The following is an 18,635-nucleotide window of genomic DNA, read 5'->3' as shown; positions in this document are numbered from 1 at the left end:
ACGAGCTGAAAAGAGGTGAGGCGTTTAGGATACTCAGCCCTGCGCCTGAACGGCAGTGAGGGCGACGGTATTCACAATGTCTTCGACGAGGGCGCCGCGGGACAGGTCGTTGACCGGCTTGTTGAGGCCCTGCAGGACGGGGCCAACGGCAACGGCGCCGGAGGAGCGCTGCACAGCCTTGTAGCCGATGTTGCCCGAGTTGAGATCTGGGAAAACAAAGACGGTGGCTTGGCCTGCGACGGGGGAGTCAGGCAGCTTGGTGGCGGCCACATCGGCATCCACAGCAGCGTCGAACTGGATGGGCCCTTCAATGGCGAGTTCGGGAGCTTTTTCGCGGGCCAGGCGGGTGGCCTCAATAACGGCTTCAACATCTTCACCAGATCCGGAGGATCCGGTGGAGTAGGACAGCATTGCGACGCGAGGTTCAACGCCAAACTGAGCGGCGGTGCGTGCGGAGGTGACGGCGATGTCTGCGAGCTGTTCAGGGGTGGGGTTGGGGTTAACGGCGCAGTCACCGAAGGCCCACACGCGATCCTTCATCAACATCAGGAAGATGGAGGAGACGATCGAGACGCCGGGGGCGGTCTTAATGATCTGGAAGGAGGGGACGATGGTGTGCGCGGTGGTGTGGGCAGCGCCTGAGACCATACCGTCGGCGTCACCCATATGCACCATCATCGTGCCAAAGTAGGACACGTCCTTGACGGTTTCGCGTGCTTGCTCAACGGTGACGCCCTTCTTTTCACGCAGGCGAGCGAACTCAACGGCGTACTTTTCGTTGTAGGCGGGGTCCTCAACGGAGACGATGGAGGCGGCGTCGATATTGAGGCCAAGTTCAGCGGCACGGGCGCGGACGGTGGCCTCGTCACCAACGAGGATGACCTCAGCGATCTGGCGCTCAAGGACTTCGGCCGCGGCTTTGAGCACGCGGTCGTCCTCGGGTTCGGGCAGGACAATGCGCTTGCGGTTAGCGCGGGCACGCTCAATGAGGTCAGCTTGGAAGGCCAGGGGGGTGACCACGTTGGGAAGCTCGACTGCGTCGAGGGCGGCCAGGGATGCCTCGGTCAGTGGCAGAGGCAGGACGGCGAGGCCGTCAACGGACACCTGAGCGGCGACAGTGGCAGGCAGGGCGACGGCTGCGATGGTTACCTGGTGGCGGCGTGCGCGTGCGCGTGCGCCATGAATTTCAGCGGCAATGAGTGATTCGGAGGCGCCTTCAGTGTCAAGAGCAAGAATCACGCGGGCGTTGGCGGATGCGGCAAGGTTGAGGTTCCAGCCGAAGGCGTCCATGGAGGTGACGGCAAACTCGCCAGCGTCAATGAGGACGGAGTCGGTTTCGATGTCGCGCACGGTCTGCACGGCGGTGGGCATGTTGGCGATGGGGCAGGAGCCCTTGATGGCATCGAGGGGGTTGACGCGGGTGAATCCGCCGCGCGCCTCCAGCAGGGTGGCGAGCTGGTCGCTCACCTGGGTTGCGAGATCGTTCATGCCGGGCTGGATGACGATGTAGCGGGAAGTCACGGGGGCTCCTTTGCGTAGGGTGTGATGCGTAGGACGTGAGTCCTCGGCGTGCCAATGTGTGGGCGTCGAGGTGCGGCCGGTGTGGTCACAACGCCTCCATAATATCGCCCCTGAGCGTCGTTTAGTTTGCGGTTCTGGTCATATCGAAAGTGAAAACGCTCAAAGTTGTGGGGTTTTTCAGCGATTGTCAGAAGCAAGGGAACTAGGGCCTATCGAGGTCCTGCGCGAAGGGCCCTTTTGGGAGCGGTGATAGACTCAATTCCGATGGAAAAACGGTCATTTCTCCCGCCTGCGCCCCCTCATCAACGTGTCGCACGTTTGGTGACGATTGCTGTGGTCGCTGTGGGGGTGGCGTGTGTTGTGCTTTTCGCTCTGCTGTCCTGGGTGCGCGCCGCTGTTCTTATGGTTGCTGCACTATTGGCCCTTGTTGCTCTTCTGCGTGCTTTTATTCCAGGGCGGCCGTGGTTTTCCTCGCGTAATCGCGTTGCTGATGTGACGGTTCTTTTGCTTCTCGCGGCGACTATTGTCTACTTTTCGCCCTACGTCAATGTGGCGGCTCCCTGACAGATATCTCGATATCGAGTAATCTAGGGGGCGTGTGGGGGCTCATGCCCCGCGTCCTATCTCAACCGAGGAGCATCAATGGCGAAGATCAAGGTTGTCGGCCCTGTTGTCGAACTCGACGGCGACGAAATGACCCGTATTATCTGGCAGTTCATCAAAGACCGCCTCATCCACCCCTACCTGGATGTTGACCTGCGCTACTACGATCTGTCCATCCAAAACCGTGACGCTACCGACGACCAGGTCACCATTGATGCAGCCAATGCCATCAAAGAGCACGGCGTGGGTGTCAAATGTGCCACCATTACGCCAGACGAGGCCCGCGTCGAAGAATTTGGCCTCAAGAAGATGTGGCGCTCACCCAATGGCACCATCCGCAATATCCTCGGCGGTGTCATCTTCCGCGAACCGATCATTATTGACAACATCCCCCGCCTCGTACCCGGCTGGACCCAACCGATCGTTGTCGGTCGACATGCCTTCGGCGACCAGTACCGCGCCACCGACCTTAAACTCCCTGGTGCTGGCACCATTACCCTGACCTACACCCCTGAAGACGGCTCCGAGCCCATCGTTCACGAGGTGGTGCGCATCCCCGAAGAAGGCGGCGTCGCCATGGGCATGTATAACTTCAATGAATCCATCACTGAGTTTGCCCGAGCCTCCTTTGCCTACGGCCTCAAGCGCGGCTACCCGGTTTATCTCTCCACCAAGAACACCATCCTTAAGGCCTACGACGGCCAGTTCAAGGACATCTTCCAAGAGGTCTACGAGCGCGAATACAAGGAACAATTTGAAGCCGCAGGCCTGCACTACGAGCACCGCCTTATTGATGACATGGTGGCCTCTGCCCTCAAGTGGGAAGGTGGCTACGTCTGGGCCTGCAAGAACTATGACGGTGACGTTCAATCCGACATTGTTGCCCAAGGATTCGGCTCACTCGGCCTGATGACCTCTGTCCTCATGACCCCAGATGGCCGCACCCTTGAGGCCGAGGCAGCCCACGGCACCGTGACCCGACACTACCGCCAGCATCAGCAGGGCAAGCCCACCTCCACCAACCCCATCGCCTCAATTTTTGCCTGGACCCGAGGCCTGGCCCACCGCGGTATGCTCGACAACACCCCTGAGGTGACTGAGTTTGCTCATACCCTGGAAGACGTCGTCATTAAAACGGTCGAAGCCGGTCAGATGACCAAGGATCTGGCGCTGCTCGTGGGTAAGGATCAGCCGTGGCTGACCACTGAAGAGTTCCTTGCAGCTCTGGATGAGAATCTGCAAAAGCGCCTGAGCTGATCTTTTCGGCGCTGAAAGGCGAACAAACTTGGGGCGGCGGCGCTTGAGGAAAGCGGCGCCGCCCCGAGTGTAAAAGGCATAGTGCGTGAAGATGCCGTGCAAATCGGGCAGTACCGTGTCGATTGAAAGTGCTGGCGAGCACTAGCAGTGGCACCTTTCGCGCGGAGGGTATTGCGCGGGCTATTTTTATCCCATATTCTGACAAATAACGAAGCAATGACGCGTCGTTCACCCGGAGAGGAGCCCGCCATGCTCAACGCGTTCCACTACCGTAAGCTCGCCACCATCCTCCTATGGATTGGCCTCGCTATCGTCCTGTGCCACTTTGCCTTGGCGACAATCCTGACCTACATCGGTGCAGCCGCACATGCCCTGCCCTACCCGCCCGATGTTCCGCAAGGGCCTCTGGTGACGCTCTCCTTCTATCTGCCCGGGCTCTTCTCGCTTAACCTCGCTGGAGGTTGCCTGATCAGTGCGTTTATCCTATGGAAGGTGTCGCGTTTCAAAGCCGACATGGAGATCTGATAGCAAAGGAGCTGCACCTTGACCTCCACCACCGTCTTTACAGATGCTCTGTCAGGTTGCGGCCTCGTTCCCCTTCCAGCCTCCATTACAGGCCTATCTGACAGCGCACCCACGAGCCACCAGAGGATATGGGCGCTGCAGGAGAGGCCAGCTCTCGAAACAGGCGCTAAGAGTGAAACGCATATCAAGGCGCCAACAGACGCCCAGGGCGGGCGCGAAATAATCGCAGCACTACGCCTGCGTGGATGGAATGACGAGGGAACCCAACTCGTATCGCCCACATCCAGCGGCGGCAAAGGGGTGCGCACTCCACTAAAGGTTGCCGCCCTCACCGACCCGACATGCTGCGCTGAGGCCTACCGCATCACATGCCTACCGGCCGACAAAGTGCCTCCTGCTAACGGCTGGGACGACGGACTCTACGTGCAGATTGAAGCGGCAACACCCACGGGATTCTTCTACGGTGGGCTGACCCTCGCAGCGCTTGCAGGCGCGGGGCTGCTCTGTGAAGGCTGCGTCGTTGAGGACTCTCCACGATTCCCCCACCGGGGCCTCATGATTGACGTGGCCCGCTCATTCCTTCCACTTGAGGCGCTGCGCGATCTTATTCGCGCGACTGCCATACTCAAACTCAATGTCCTTCACCTTCACCTTGTTGACGACCAAGGGTGGCGCATCGAAATCACCAACGACGGGCGTGAACCTGCGGACTCTACGGACTACACCGCTCTGCATCGGATTGGTGGTTTAAGCGCGTGCAATCCCGGCACCGATCCTGGTTTTGACCTACCGGGTGCAGCCATGAGCGAAGTGCTTGCCATGAATGCCGGATTTGAGAGCATCACGGCAGGGATCCCCGGCTACTACACGCAAGAGGAGCTGCGCGACCTCGTCACCTACGCCGCTCACTTGCACGTTCGTCTTGTGCCTGAGCTGGAGTTTCCGGGTCACAACCACGTCGTCTTACACGCTCTACCGCACCTGGCCACTGCGGGCGCCTCGACCCACGATCAGGGGCAGGGGGTGCCCCCATGGACGCGCTGGCAGGTGGGTCATTCCTACCTTGATTTCAACAACGACGATACCTGGCGTTTTACCCGCCATGTGATGAGGCAGGTGCGCGAGATCTTCGGGGGCGAGCACCTGCATGTCGGTGGCGATGAAGCCTTGAAAATGCTTCGAACCCTTGGTCAAGATGCCTACGACGAGGTCGTTGCCCGCGTGGTTGCCCAAGCGAAAGCCTGCGGTTTCGAGCGCGTTACCGTGTGGCAAGAAGGCGCGATGTCTTTGGAAGCGCCCACGGACAGTGTCCAACTATGGAATTACGGTGCGGCAGGGGAGGTTAGCCGCCTTATGGAAGCTGCAGGCGAGCGTAAGCTGCGTATCATCAACTCTGACGCTCGCCATGTGTATCTTGACCAAAAGGTACAAGTTGACGATGTCCTTGGCTTGACCTGGGCGTGCGCGGAAGGTTTGCCGACCCGACAGGCCTATGAGTGGGATCCATATGAGGTGTTCCCACTACCACTCCAGGAGCACATTACGGGTATCGAGGCATGTTTGTGGAGTGAAACTGTGCGTGGTCCTCAGGATGCTGCTTTTCTGATCTTTCCTCGTTTGATGGCGATTGCGGAGGTCGCGTGGACTCCCCAAGGCTTGCGCCAGTGGGAGGATTTTTGCAAGCGAGCATCTGTGACGAAGTGAGGGGTAAATGTTCTCCCAAAAGGGGTGTGCGCCCTTGTCGGAACTGGTAGTGTCGGAGAGGAGATTCCCCTAACAAGTGCGTCTATTGCGCAGGATTGTGAGCAATGAAGAGACTTCTCATTGGGGCCTCGGCCTTCGCCGTGGCCTTCAGCGCTGCCCTTCTTACCCCTCTGTCCGCTTACGCGCATGAGGGACCTGATGCGAGCGCTACTCACCCTCGCCTTATTGCCAATCGTGATGCGCTGCACTTCCTCCGTGAACTTCCGCCCGCTGGAATCAGCGATTCCAGCCCGCTGCTGGGAAACTACTCTGCTGAGGACCGCGCAGCACTCAAAGAGATGGTGCACACTCAGATCATCGCAGGAATTGGCGAGCCGAACGCGCAGGCGCAGAAAATCCACGCGTGGATTGTGGCTAATGTACGTCCAGCCCGCGATGGGGAAGTAGCTGCATTCACCCCTGCCGAGGTGCTCGCCAAGCGCGTCGCCAGTGCTCGGGGGTACTCCAATCTCTACAAAGCGATGCTGGACGTCGCTGGAATCCCTAACGCACTAGTGACCGGCACAGTGCAGCAGACTCCACATCAGTGGAACATCCTCTTTATCGGTGGTGAATACTTCCATTCCGATGCTGCCCTTGGAACAGGCTATTTCCGCAAAAGCCTGGAAGACTTCTCTGCCGATCATGCGACTGACACAATCCATGACGTGACAGTGGCGGATGGACCGTACCACTATGGTTATGCGCAAGGCGTCGCACTCAAGGGCGTGAGTGACGTAGAGCGTGCGAAAACGCTCGAAGTGCCCAGCCTTCTCAAAGACATGCCCGTCGTAGCCCTGTCACACGAGCTGTTCTCAAGCCAGGGACTTGAATCCATCACCCTGCCTGCTTCGATTACGCGCGTCGACACACATGCTGGCACAGGCACACTTACCTGTTTCCACGTTGCTGAGGGAAACACGCACTTGAGTGATCACGAGTGCGCGCTATTTTCTGCCGATCGCACACGATTGATCGCCTACCCTATTGCCGCACCCGCGACATCGTTTACCCTGCCCCAGGCGACAACTTCTTTCGATGAAAAGATCGCCTTTGCCGCTCCTGCACTCAAGACCCTCAAGGTACACGCTGACAATCCCACCTACGCCTCTTACGAGGGTGCCCTCTACACCAAGGATTTCTCCTCTCTTCGGGCAATCCCCGGCGGCATGACGCGCCTCGTCGTCAACGGAAAAGCCGTTCTGGCGCAGGATTCCATCGCTCAAAGGCTTGCGCTGACGACGGTTGTCCTTGAAGAAGGAATTACAGCGGTTCCGGCACAATCCTTCAATATCCTTCCCTCTCTTCGTCAGGTCATTTTCCCTGAGACAGTCTCGGCTGTAGCTCCCGATGCTTTTGCCTACGTCGATGTCCCGAAGGTGACCCTTGTCGGCAAGAAAGGGTCGCTGATCGAAACCTACGCCAACGAGCGGGGCTTTCGCTTCAGTGAATCTGCTGCCGACATCTCTGATCCTTCGACAGGGACCGGCACGGATGCCCCCTCAACACCACCATCAGGCCAGTCTCCAGATACGCCCGAACAACCCAAGGCGCCGGGCGCTGACGGGTCGGCTGGTTCTGCCGGAACAACACCGGGCCCTGCTGCTCCTTCTGAGCCACCAGCAACGCCTGACACCCCCTCAACACCCGAGAAGCCCTCAACACCGGAAAAGCCGTCAACACCTGAGAATCCCCCGGCTCCTGAACCTCCTGCCAGGGCAGACACGACATTGCCTGCACCGCAAGCACCCTCAACCCCGGAGCCGTCCACTCCCGGCCCGAATGCTGGAACAGGCAATGCCCAGGACAGGATCAACGAGGCCCTCAGTAACGCTGGCAGCTCGAATCTTCAAAGTGCTATTAACGCCTGGGAAAACGGCCTTGAAACTCTCACGGTGCCACCTGCGCAGCTTCCCCCGGCCGAGAACTCTCCGCTGAAGAAGCCCGAAACTCCAAATGCGCCCAGCACTCTTGAAAGTACCGTTGTCGAGGGGAAGATCAACCCGGCCGAACTCGGTGCGGGAATTGAAAAGATCGGTTTGACCACCGACCTGACCTTGTCTCCAGGGGCGACGATGACAGTAGTTGCCTCGGGCTATGCCTCCAACGAGGTTGTCACCTTCGTCATGAATGCCGGCAGCAAGACAATGGGCTTAGTACGCGCCGATTCCATGGGTATCGCTAAGGTCACCTGGACCATCCCCAATGACTTCACACCTGGCGAGCACACGGTTTTGGCTATCGGCACCACAGGAAAAACATTGAAGATGCCGGTGAAGGTAGCCGCCTACCCGGATCTGAAGAAGAGCCCAGTAAGCGCTGTAAAGCCCAGCTCCACCCAGCCACCTAGCGTCGATCTTCTTGCTGAAACCGGAGCCCATGTAGCGAAGGCGGTTGCCATTTTCGCCCTGTGCGTGGGTGCAGGTGTGACAGTCCTTATCCTCCGCCGCCCGTCCGATACATCATCCTCGTAGGACCCTGTTGAGCTGCGTCTAGGACGCTTCGTGGCACCTGCTGACCGCAGAGGCAACAAGCTCGGGGTTGTCGCGCATCAGCAAATGTGAAGCAGAAAGAACCTCAAAGGAATTCTGTATCTGCCTGCTGCTAGAGTGCTGATGCCGCGCGATCTCGGCATTGCGAGCCTCAAAGCGCGCACGCTGTTGTCGAACCCACGGGTCCTGGAACACCCGATGTCGGGTTGCCACAAGCACCCGCAGCTCTGATCGCAGAGGAAAAGCACGCGCAAGGGTCACCACTTCATCGGCCCACAGGCGATAGATGCTCATTTCGCGCACTGTCGCACGAATGAAACGCTCATCAGTGAAAAGTTCAAGAGCGAGGGCGCGCTCCGTCCCGGGAGGAAGCGTTGCCAGACCTCGACGGCGCGGCCACCACAGTAAACGGGCGACACAGGAACGCGCCCACGCGTACCTCGTCCAATACGCAGTGAAGCGTTCAAGGACTCCTGCCCGAGGACACTCAACAACAGGCGAGGGAGAGGCTTGCGCGGGGAGGTCAGACTCGTTCACACAGGAGCCATCCGCGAAAACCAGAAGCTCGCAGCGATCGGGAAAGAGACGGGCAAAAGCCTCGCCAATGAAGGCCCCCATTGAATGAGCAAGTATGCGCACCCGCCTAATCTGGTAGGCATCAAGGAGTCCGACAAGGGCGGTGGCCTCGTCAAACAGAGACGGCAGCCCCGAAGGGGAGAGACCTTCGGGGGTGGCGATGCCTTCGGAGGTGGAGGGGCGCTCGGACATGGCAGGGTCGTCGGACGCGGCGGTGCCTTCGGACGAGGAAGGCAAGGAGACAACCGGGCCCTCACCGATTGGTCCCGCTCCCTCCAGTCCCTCCCGCTCGACGAGGATCACGCGCTGGGTAGGACTCAGGAGGGACAAGACGTCCACCCAATCCAGCCAGGGGACGGCAACACCCGAGAGGATAAGAACCGCGTCCCGCTCACAGGACCTTAAGGGCGGGGCCGGTACTCCAGTATCGAGCACTGTCAGCGTACGTGGGCCGATCTTTACACGCTGACGAGCGCGCGCCCAGTGGTGAAGACGGGACACGGAATCCATGTCAGTCTCCCGTAACAGGGGCGCTAAAACTGGTCATGGGTCTACTTCTAGGTGCGTGCGGGTTCAGGAGAGGGAGCAGTCTGGCCAGTCGCGCGGATAAGAACATGAGAGAGCGACTGGGAAGCAACCCGATGGCGGCCCTCCAACAGAGCACGCCCGGTTGGAGTGAGCACCATAAGGATTGCCCACAACGATAGAGCAGCGATTGACAGACGCTGGACATATCCCAGGAAAGGCAGGCCTGGCATCAGGGCAGCAACGAAGGTGTAGGACGCACTCACTACGTGGCAGAGGGCAAGAAGAATAAACGCCCACATCATAGGCGCACGATGCCAGGACTTGCCGTAGTAGCGGCCAAGAAGCAGTGTCGTTGCGACAAGGGCGATGATCGCACCCGCGCCAGCTAAGGTCGAGGTGATGTCATGGGCTGAAGCCAAAGGGCCCACGCAGGGAGGGGCTGCAGCTTCTGCGGGGGAGAGCGTGGAGAGCGTGCAGGTCATGGGGAAGATCGCATCAGCAAGAGTAGCGATCCCGAAAAGGAGAGCGCCCAACCACGCGAGAATACTCCACCCCTCGGGAGGCGCCATATAGCGCGTCACGCGTCCTGAGACGCGCAGGAGATGCCGGTGCGCACCGACCATCAACGTTGCGATCGCCACGAGTACGCCCGAAGCTGCGTCCATCCCTCTAAAGATCGCAGAGTGCGGCTCGGAGGGGACAGAGTACTCTGACACGAAGGCCGAGGCAGCCGGCAACTCAGGATTGTAGGTCGGGCTGAGGGCCCAGTTGTTGTAGGCCAGGGCACCGAAAAAGAGAAGCAGTGACGCGAAAACAATCGTGCGGCGGCACGAAGCAGGAACAGTCTTAGTTGTCATTGAGGGGCCTCACAAATGGGAAGGCAATAACGTCTCGAATATCAGTGCCGCATAGGAGCATGGCCATACGATCCACACCCATTCCCATACCTCCTGTTGGAGCCATTCCCAGCTCCAAACTATCGAGGAACTCGCCGTCGACACTCATGGCTTCAGGATCCCCCGCAGCGGCAGCAAGGGATTGGGCGAGGAAACGCTCACGCTGGTCGCGCGGGTCAGTAAGTTCGGTGTAGGCGGTTCCGATTTCCATGCCGAAAGCCACTAAATCCCAGCGTTCCGCCAGGCGCGGGTCCTCACGGTGGATCCGAGTCAGGGGGCACACCTCGGCGGGGAAATCCGTGTAGAAGGTGGGATAACCGGTGCGAGGCTCAACGAGCTCTTCATAGAGTTCATTGATCATGGACGCCACAGTCGCATCAGCGGGGACGTCAACTCCCTGATCACGGCAGAGGGCGTGGAGGGCTTCGGCTGAAGAATCCATACTGACGAAGCGGCCAGTCGCACGCGAGATTCCCTCACAGACGCTCATCACGGGCCACGGCGCAGAAAGGTCGACCTCGACCAGGTGAGCGGCCTCGGTAAAAACTTCACGGTGGGTTGCCCACTGCGCGGCGGACATCATCGCCTGCTTGCCATCATGAGGGGCATCGTGGGGGAGGGTATCGGTGGTGTGCAGGGCGGGTGAGTCAGGCAGGGGGTTGGCAATGAAACGCTCCACCACTTCCCGAGGTTGCCACACGACCTCACGTCCGTGAATTGTGCGTGCAGCCGCTCGGATGAGGGACTCGGTGAGTTCACGCATGACGGTGTAGTCGGCGCCAGCCTCGTAAGCCTCAAGGGAGGTGAACTCGGGATTATGCGTGCGGTCCACGCCTTCATTGCGGAAGGAGCGACCTATTTCGTAGACCGCTGTCATTCCGGCGACCATCAGGCGCTTGAGGTAGAGTTCGGGCGCGATACGCAGAGTCACCTGAGAGTTATAGGCGTTGAGATGGGTGACGAAGGGCCGAGCATTCGCACCCCCCTTGACCGCGTGGAGGATCGGGGTTTCCACTTCGAGATAGCCGCGTTCGTTGAGGAACTCACGAATCGCAGAGGTCGCCCGCGAGCGCATTCGCAAAAGCTCAAGAGAGCGTGGCTGGTTGATGAGTTCCGCGCTCCGATGGCGTGCCAGCGTCGTACGATCAACGTATTGCTGCGGCGGGTTCACTGGGCGTAGCGTCTTGGCAAGCATCCGCCATGACGTGACAAAAAGGGTGAGTTCACCGGTGTTGGAGTGGCCCAAGTTCCCCACGACCTCAATGAGGTCACCGACGTCTACCAGATTTAGGAGCTCGTAGCGTTGGGTTGTATCAGCAGCGAAGTGAGCTTGAAGAGTGGCTTTTCCGTCGAAAAGATCCATGAAACGTAGTCCACCGTGATGCCTGCGAGCGCCAACGCGAGCGTGGCATGTTGTGGGTTCTTTCAGATGAGACTCCGGGGTGGCAATAATCGAGGCCAAAGCTGTGGGGGCCATGCCTGGAACGCCCGGCGGATAGGGATCCATTCCTGCTTCCATGAGGCGTTGAGCTTTAGCGTGGCGCGTGTGCTGCTGATCGTTCAAACGTTGCGGAGGAAGCGCTACCTGTGCCGCATCAGCATAGAAGGTCGAAATGGTTGCCGCGTGCTCACGATTCCCCAACCAGGTTGGCAGTTCGGGGGTGGGTTCACCCCACGCGGGCAGGAAGCCTTCCAGGCGGGCAGCGGCGATGAGGGTCGCCGTCAGGTGAGCGGGAGAGAGGAATCCCAGGTAGCGAGTTGTCCACGTCGGGTTGTAACGCGCGTTGGCCTCGTAAAGGGATTCAAGTTGCCATACCCGTGAGGCAAGCATCATGACACGGCGTAGGAGGCGCTGCCCCCAAGTGGCGTCAACAGCGTTGCCTTCAATGAAAGCATTGCGGAACATGGCGAAGTTTAAGGAGATGCGGTCGATATTCGAATCGCGGCACAGATCAATGAGGGCAAGCACCATTGCTTCAATGACACCATTGGTGCTGTCAGGATTACGGCGCATGAGATTCAAGGACAAGCCCTTACGACCCCAGGGAACGAAGGTGAGCATGCCTTCCAACTCCCCATTAGGCGCGTGAGCTGTCACAATCATCTGACTGGCATCCAAGCGATTCATCATGCGATCAAGAGCCATCGAGAAACCGCGTTCATCCCCCTCCCGGAAGAGGGCAGCTTGAGAACTCAAGGTCGCGAGTTCCTCGTCGCTGATGGAGGAAAGAGGGCGGCAGGCGATCTTCACCCCAGCGCGTGCCACGCGTCGTTTAGCGGCGGCAAGTGGACGCATACTTGCCTCATTCAGGGTGAATAGAGGTACCTCGATAACAGCTTCGTCGCCCATTGCCCGCAGTGTAAAACCAGCGTTCTTGTAGGCACGCGCGCCTCGCTCGGAGGTAGACATGACCCCCGGAGTGAGGCCCTGGGCGTACATGGCTTTCATCCACGTGCTGATGGCAGCATCCCAACTGGCTGGGTCGCCAATGGGATCGCCACCGGCCATGGCAACACCAGAGGACACCGCGTAGGAAACGGCCGCCTGAGAATCGGGACTGAAAATGACAGCGCGACGGTTGCCGGTGGCGAAATAGTCCAAGGAGTCTGCCGGGAAATGGGCAAGCAGGTAGTGCAGGCGCTGGTCTTCAGCGTCGTTTCGGGGCGGAACGCCCTGAGCGCGTAGGAATCCGTGAAGGGAGACAACAAGGACGATTAACGAGGCGAGGGAAAGGAGGGACGCGAGAAGGAGATTTCCCCCTGCGGGAAGCTCTGCACTGCTGATAAGCGAGGAGTAACCGGTGGCTGACTGAATGGCCCACAGAGCTTTCGCGCCAGCGCTCTTGAGGTTGCCGGGGAAAAGCCAGGTGGTGATGAAAGCCGTGACTAAGACGATGCCTGATCCAACAAGCAGGCGGATGAAGGCGGTTCGAGCTGAACGTGCATGGACGGGAGCTGGGAAGGACGAGCGTGCCCAGATAATCAATGCAACGAGGCCAATGCTGATCGCACTATTCGCCCACACCTGGATGATGAAACTTGTGGGTACGTCCTCAATGGCGTCGATACCAACAAAAGCAAGGAAGAGAGCGTTAGTAACAAGAACGATAGCTTGGATAACGGTCAGGAGGAGGACGATGAAGCGCTTGCGGCGAAAAGCTGCGGTTCCGATGATGAACATGAGCCCTGCAAGGAAGAGCGACGGGCCGTGAATGACATTGAAAAGGTCGAAAACAGTACCAACGGTGTCAACCAGAGTGTTAGGAAATGCGGCGAGGGCGAGTTCAATAACGCTCCAACCTGCTGCAATGAAGCACATCCATCCGATCCAATCGGGAAGTGCGTTCTTAATGGAGGTTTTGAGGGAGTGAAGCGTGAGGGCCTTATCCATGCGTGATCTTCCGGTGCTCATCAGTCTTTCAGTCTCACCATATTGCATTGACTCCCGTGGTGAAGGGTGAATAGGAGTGTGAATGTGGGCAGATCGGATGTCTCACCATGTGGCGGTCGTCGACAAAGTGAAAGAAGCCGTGAAGGCTGAAGGTACTCATTCATTACATCTGGAAATCTCAAGGAATCCTGATATGCGCGCTGTCCTCGCAAAAGGTGGCATCCTCGTATGGGTGCTTCTGGCGATTGTTCTGGCACTCGTCCTCGGATCAGTTACCGTCGGAGGCAATCCCCTTGTCCCCGAAGCGGTCGGACGAATCTTCGCCACCTTCTCGGCTGTTTTCGGACAATTCCTTTCCTTCTCGATTCCCCTGATCATCATTGGTCTGGTCACCCCAGCCATCGCTGACCTGGGACGAGGCGCTGGAAAATGGCTGGGCATCACCGCAGCGATCGCTTACGGTTCCACCCTCTTTGCCGGTTTCATCACCTACCTTGCCTGCGCAACGCTCTTCCCTGTGCTTCTTGACCCCTCAAGCTTGAGTGAAGTTGCCGAACCAGGCTCCGCCCTCTCGCCTTTCTTCGTTATTGAAATGCAGGCTCCCGTTGGCGTGATGACGGCGCTGCTACTTTCCTTCGTCATTGGCATCGGCCTGTCTATGGTGCCTCGTGGCGTTCTACGCAAGGGCTTTATCGAGTTCCGCGCAATCATCAAGGCACTCATTGAGCGCGTCATTATCCCCCTGCTGCCGATCCACATCTTTGGTATCTTCCTCAACCTCACCTACACCGGCGAGGCATGGGCGATCATGCAGACTCTTGTCACGGTGGTGCTTGTTGTTCTCGCACTTGAGGTTGTTATCCTCCTGACCCAGTACCTCCTTGCTGGAGCCTACGCTCGTACCAACCCCATCAAGGCCCTGGTGACGATGCTCCCCGCTTACCTGACGGCGCTGGGCACTTCCTCGTCCGCTGCAACGATCCCTGTTACTTTGCGTCAGGTGCGTAAGAACGGTGTTTCCGAGGCCGTTGCCTCCTTCACCGTGCCGCTGTGCGCCACCATCCACCTGGCTGGCTCAACCTCGAAGATCTTTGCCTTCGCATTCGCTATCGTTTACACCCAAGGCATTGAAGTGACCGCTACGCAGTGGGTGGGCTTCATCTTCATGCTGGGCATTACGATGGTTGCAGCCCCCGGCGTTCCTGGTGGCGCTATCGTTGCCGCCACCGGCCTTCTGGCCTCCATGCTTGGCTTCAACGAGGCGAATGTGGCCCTCATGATCGCCACCTACATTGCCCTTGATTCCTTTGGCACAGCCACCAACGTCACCGGTGACGGTGCTATCGCCCTGGTCGTTGACAAGATGGCTGATGGGCGTCTGGGCGTAGAAGCCCACCCTGAGAATGCTCGCGAGCTTTCTTTTGACGGCATGGCCTACCTTGATCAGGTTTCCGTCGAAGGCGTTGTGACGGCTGAGGAACTTGAAGCCTCCGCTAAGGTGAACGGCACCTCTGCCTGACACCATCTTCGTCTCCAACATTAGTGTGGGCGCGCCGACAACGGCGCGCCCGCACTTTTTCAAGAGACTTCGAAGCCGCGTAAAGAGAAACGCGCGGTCATGCCGCGCTGTCTCTTCACCGGCGGTGCAGATCCCTCAGTCGTGCCTCCGATGAACCACAAGAGGCAAGATCAGCGGGAAAACGCGCGCCGCTAAAGAGGAATGACCATCAGCAATGGCTGAAACGTGATTACTGTCAGTGGTGCCAATCAGATCATTGCGGATCGAACGCAAACCAAGAGACACTACGAGATCGACGACGTCACTAGCGCTGACAACACACTCAAGGTCAAGGCGCTCCAAGGTTGATTCAACGAAGAGATCAATACCCTGGCGGAAATTGCGGAAGGCAACAATGGTTGAGTGGGAGGGGTCTGCGCAGCGCACCAGGTAGTTGCTGATGCTTGTCCACAGCAACAGGGTTTCCCGGTCCTGAGGGAGGGCACCCAGAATACGGGTTGCCAGTTCAGTGAAGCGTTCCTTCCCGTCAACGTGTGCGCAAGCCTCGCTCTCACGAAAGAAACTTTCGGTCGCGGCATGAAGCCCGGCAATGACCTTATCGCTGTCGACCTGATCAGGAATGTGCTGAGCAGTCTCAAGTGAGGGATCCTCATCGAAGCCAAGCCCTTGAACAGTGGTGTCACTGCCTCGCAAAGCGGTGTAAGCCCGTGAGAGGGTACGTTTCCACTCATTGCGGATGACCATCCGCACGAAGTGGTCCATATCGGTGAAGTTGGAGTAGAAAGCTCCACGGGTGAAGCCAGCCCTGGAGGTGATGAGATTGACTGAAGTTCCCCCCACTCCGTGTTCGGCGATAATCTGGCGGCCTGCTTCAATGAGGCGTCGTTGAGTGTCCGCGCGGCGCTCTGACGCTTCTTGCTCTTGAAGTTTTCGGACCTTGTGAAGGCGCTGGGAAATCTGCGGAGCGGGGATATTGGGGTCGGTGGTCATGACAGTGCGGCTCTCTTGTTCACCGTGAATCCGGCGAGGCCGCCGGCGGCTCGTACACTCGATGCAACCCTGTATTTTACCAGAGTGTTAAAGAGTGGAAGACGACGCCCGGATGTGACAAAGGACGAGACCGAATAACGCGGAGTCGCCTCCACTCCCCATCGTGGCTTGAGCGCACTAAACTGGAGGACTGTAGTGCGGTGAGGCGCTCCGCCTCGCCCATTTTTGGAAGGAAACACTTCTGTGGCGGGTTCCCAATACGCGGATATTAAAATCGGCATCCTCACCTCTGGAGGCGACGCGCAAGGCATGAACGCTGCCGTGCGAGCCGTCGTACGCTCAGCCCTTGCCCACGGCGCACACCCCTTTGCCATCCTTGAAGGATGGGCCGGAGCCGTCGCAGGAGGAGACTCCATCCGTGAAATGGCATGGTCTGACGTGTCCAATATCCTCCCTGCTGGCGGGACCGTCATCGGCACCGCCCGATGCCCTGAGTTCCGCGACTACGAAGGGCGACACCGCGCAGCCAAACACCTCCTTGAACGAGGTATCGACCGACTCGTCGTTATCGGCGGTGACGGCTCCCTGACCGGCACAGACGAGTTCCGCAGCGAATGGTCCCAACACGTTGCAGAACTGCGCGACGAAGGCGTCATCGACGCTGAAACCGCAGAAAAACACTCGACGCTTTCCGTCGTTGCCCTCGTAGGCTCCATCGACAACGACATGGTCGGAACCGACATGACCATCGGCGCAGACACCGCCCTGCACCGCATCGTCGACGCAATGGACCAAATTACCTCCACCGCAGCCTCCCACCAACGCACCTTCATCGTTGAAGTCATGGGGCGTTTCTGCGGATACCTGCCCCTCATGGCAGCCGTAGCAGGAGGCGCCGACTACGTCTTCACCCCAGAGGCCCCCGCAGGCCCGGGCTGGGAAGACGACATGTGCGACAAGCTCGCCCGAGGGCGAGAAGCAGGCCGCCGCGAATCCATCATCCTCGTTGCTGAAGGAGCGGCCGACCAGGCTGGCGAGGCCATGAGCGCAACCCGCATTGCGGCAGCGCTCAAAGACCGCACCGGCCAAGATGCCCGTATCACGATCCTTGGCCACGTCCAACGAGGTGGCTCTCCCTCAGCCTACGACCGTTGGATGTCCACCCTCCTTGGCTACGCTGCCGTTCAAGAAATCCTCACCGGCAGCCTCGACAACAACCCCTGCATCCTGGGCGTGCGACACAACCGCATTACGCGCATCCCCCTCATGGAAGCCGTCCTCGCCACCCGCGCAGTGAAGGGCTACATCGCAGACGGAAACTACACTGCCGCTCAAGAGGCGCGCGGATCGTCCTTCACGACGATGTACGCCATCAACCAGATTCTCTCCGAACCCCCTGCTCCCACCAATGAGCAGACGCGTACCGATGGCCTCCCTGAGCAGCTCACCGACCTGCACGGCGGCCCCCTCCAACGAGGCGCCCGCGTTGCAATCCTCCACGCAGGAGGCCTCGCCCCCGGTATGAACACTGCGGCGCGCGCCGCTGTGCGCCTTGGAATCGCACGCGGATGGACGATGCTCGGCATTGACGGTTCCTGGGCTGGCCTTGCTGACAACCGCGTCCGTGAACTTGAATGGCGCGACGTTGAAGGCTGGGCTTTCCAAGGCGGCGCCGAACTTGGCACCCGCAGGCCGGTGCCCACCATTGAAGAGTTCTACTCGCTGGGTCGGGCCATCGAACGCAATGACATTGATGCCCTGCTCGTCATCGGCGGCCTCAACGCCTACCTATCCGTCCGCGAACTCACCGCCGAACGCGACCGCTACCCGGCATTCCGCATCCCCATGGTTCTTGTTCCGGCTTCCATCGACAACAACCTTCCCGGTTCTGAACTGTCCATTGGCGCCGACACCGCGCTCAACAACGCCGTGTGGGCCTTGGACCGCATCAAGGAATCGGCTGCCGCCTCACGGCGCTGCTTCGTTGCAGAAATGATGGGACGTCGCTGCGGCTACCTGACCCTTATGTCTGGCCTGGCCAGCGGCGCAGAATACGCTTACCTCAACGAGGAACCCGCATCTCTATCCAAGATTGACGACGATGCCCGCACTCTGCGTGCGGCCTTTGAAGCTGGACGTCGCCTCTTCCTGGTGCTGGTCAACGAAGGGGTTTCCCCCCACTATGATCGAGATTTCCTTGCCACTGCCTTCGGAGCCGTTGGTGAAGGCCTCTTCGACGTTCGCCACCAAGCCCTTGGCCACCTCCAGCAAGGTGGGGCGCCTTCACCGTATGACCGTCTGCTTGCAACCCGACTGGTCTATAAGGCGCTGGGCTACCTTGAAGATCAATTCGAGCAAGGCAAAGCCGCGGCCGTCTACATCGGCATGGTGGGCAATCATATTGAAGCTCGACCAGTTGAACGCATGGATGAGGACCTTGACCTGGTCAACCGCCGCCCCTACAACCAGTGGTGGATGGATCTTCGCCCGGTGCTTGAGGCAGTGTCACTGCAAAACAGCCAAGCTGAGTTGATGCCGGTGCATATTGCCGACGCGGAGAGCATCAAGCACTGAGCGCTTATATTGTGCCGATG

Annotated in this window: 12 protein-coding genes; 7 read left to right on the top strand and 5 right to left on the bottom strand. The window is 59.1% G+C overall.

Going from position 1 to position 18,635, the window contains the following annotated elements; translation table 11 throughout:
- Positions 1–33: 33 nt before the first annotated feature.
- Positions 34–1,521, bottom strand: coding sequence for a phosphate acetyltransferase (gene pta, locus EII11_RS04685; protein WP_240623062.1), 1,488 nt, complete (start codon positions 1,519–1,521; stop codon positions 34–36).
- A gap of 264 nt (positions 1,522–1,785) precedes the next feature.
- Between pta and EII11_RS04680 the strand changes: the two genes are divergently transcribed.
- From EII11_RS04680 to EII11_RS04660, 5 genes are all read left to right on the top strand, one after another.
- Entirely contained in the window at positions 1,786–2,085 is a 300-nt protein-coding gene (locus tag EII11_RS04680) for a DUF3017 domain-containing protein (RefSeq protein ID WP_165867066.1), read from the top strand.
- Positions 2,086–2,163: 78 nt separating this feature from the next.
- Complete coding sequence (locus EII11_RS04675; RefSeq protein WP_124869323.1) at positions 2,164–3,381, top strand: NADP-dependent isocitrate dehydrogenase; 1,218 nt, start codon at positions 2,164–2,166, stop codon at positions 3,379–3,381.
- Between the two features lie 216 nt (positions 3,382–3,597).
- Complete coding sequence (locus EII11_RS04670; protein ID WP_165867065.1) at positions 3,598–3,906, top strand: hypothetical protein; 309 nt, start codon at positions 3,598–3,600, stop codon at positions 3,904–3,906.
- An 18-nt stretch (positions 3,907–3,924) separates the two neighbouring features.
- Positions 3,925–5,610, top strand: a complete 1,686-nt coding sequence (locus EII11_RS04665) for a family 20 glycosylhydrolase (protein WP_124869318.1) — start codon at positions 3,925–3,927, stop codon at positions 5,608–5,610.
- 104 nt (positions 5,611–5,714) lie between these two features.
- A complete protein-coding gene (locus EII11_RS04660) occupies positions 5,715–8,123 on the top strand; it encodes a transglutaminase-like domain-containing protein (protein ID WP_124869315.1) in 2,409 nt (802 codons plus the stop codon).
- An 18-nt stretch (positions 8,124–8,141) separates the two neighbouring features.
- Here EII11_RS04660 and EII11_RS04655 read toward each other — a convergent pair whose 3' ends face one another.
- Genes EII11_RS04655 through lysX form a run of 3 tightly spaced genes read right to left on the bottom strand, consistent with a single transcriptional unit; the run spans position 8,142 to position 13,532 of the window.
- Entirely contained in the window at positions 8,142–9,227 is a 1,086-nt protein-coding gene (locus EII11_RS04655; RefSeq protein ID WP_124869312.1) for an alpha/beta fold hydrolase, read from the bottom strand.
- Positions 9,228–9,274: 47 nt separating this feature from the next.
- Complete coding sequence (locus EII11_RS04650) at positions 9,275–10,102, bottom strand: DUF998 domain-containing protein (protein ID WP_124869309.1); 828 nt, start codon at positions 10,100–10,102, stop codon at positions 9,275–9,277.
- Positions 10,092–13,532 (bottom strand): bifunctional lysylphosphatidylglycerol synthetase/lysine--tRNA ligase LysX, encoded by a 3,441-nt coding sequence (lysX, locus tag EII11_RS04645; protein ID WP_165867064.1) that lies wholly within the window; start codon positions 13,530–13,532, stop codon positions 10,092–10,094. The genes EII11_RS04650 and lysX overlap by 11 nt, the downstream gene beginning before the upstream one ends.
- Before the next feature lie 193 nt (positions 13,533–13,725).
- Here lysX and EII11_RS04640 point away from each other — a divergent pair, with 193 nt between their 5' ends.
- Positions 13,726–15,051 carry a dicarboxylate/amino acid:cation symporter gene (locus tag EII11_RS04640; RefSeq protein ID WP_124869302.1) on the top strand — a complete coding sequence of 442 codons (1,326 nt, stop codon included), beginning with the start codon at positions 13,726–13,728 and terminating at the stop codon, positions 15,049–15,051.
- Positions 15,052–15,186: 135 nt separating this feature from the next.
- On the opposite strand, the gene EII11_RS04635 is transcribed toward EII11_RS04640, so the two are convergent.
- The gene (locus tag EII11_RS04635) at positions 15,187–16,041 is read right to left on the bottom strand and encodes a TetR/AcrR family transcriptional regulator (RefSeq protein WP_124869299.1); all 855 of its coding nucleotides are present in this window, start codon (positions 16,039–16,041) and stop codon (positions 15,187–15,189) included.
- A 243-nt stretch (positions 16,042–16,284) separates the two neighbouring features.
- On the opposite strand from EII11_RS04635, the gene EII11_RS04630 reads away from it, so the two are divergent.
- Entirely contained in the window at positions 16,285–18,615 is a 2,331-nt protein-coding gene (locus EII11_RS04630; RefSeq protein ID WP_276310954.1) for a 6-phosphofructokinase, read from the top strand.
- Positions 18,616–18,635: the final 20 nt, after the last annotated feature.

Origin of the sequence: Schaalia canis (assembly GCF_003858455.1) — a bacterium.
In the GTDB taxonomy this organism is placed as follows: Bacteria; Actinomycetota; Actinomycetes; order Actinomycetales; family Actinomycetaceae; genus Pauljensenia; species Pauljensenia canis.
Note: the sequence above shows the minus strand (reverse complement) of the source record. Positions and strands in the feature narration are given on the sequence as shown.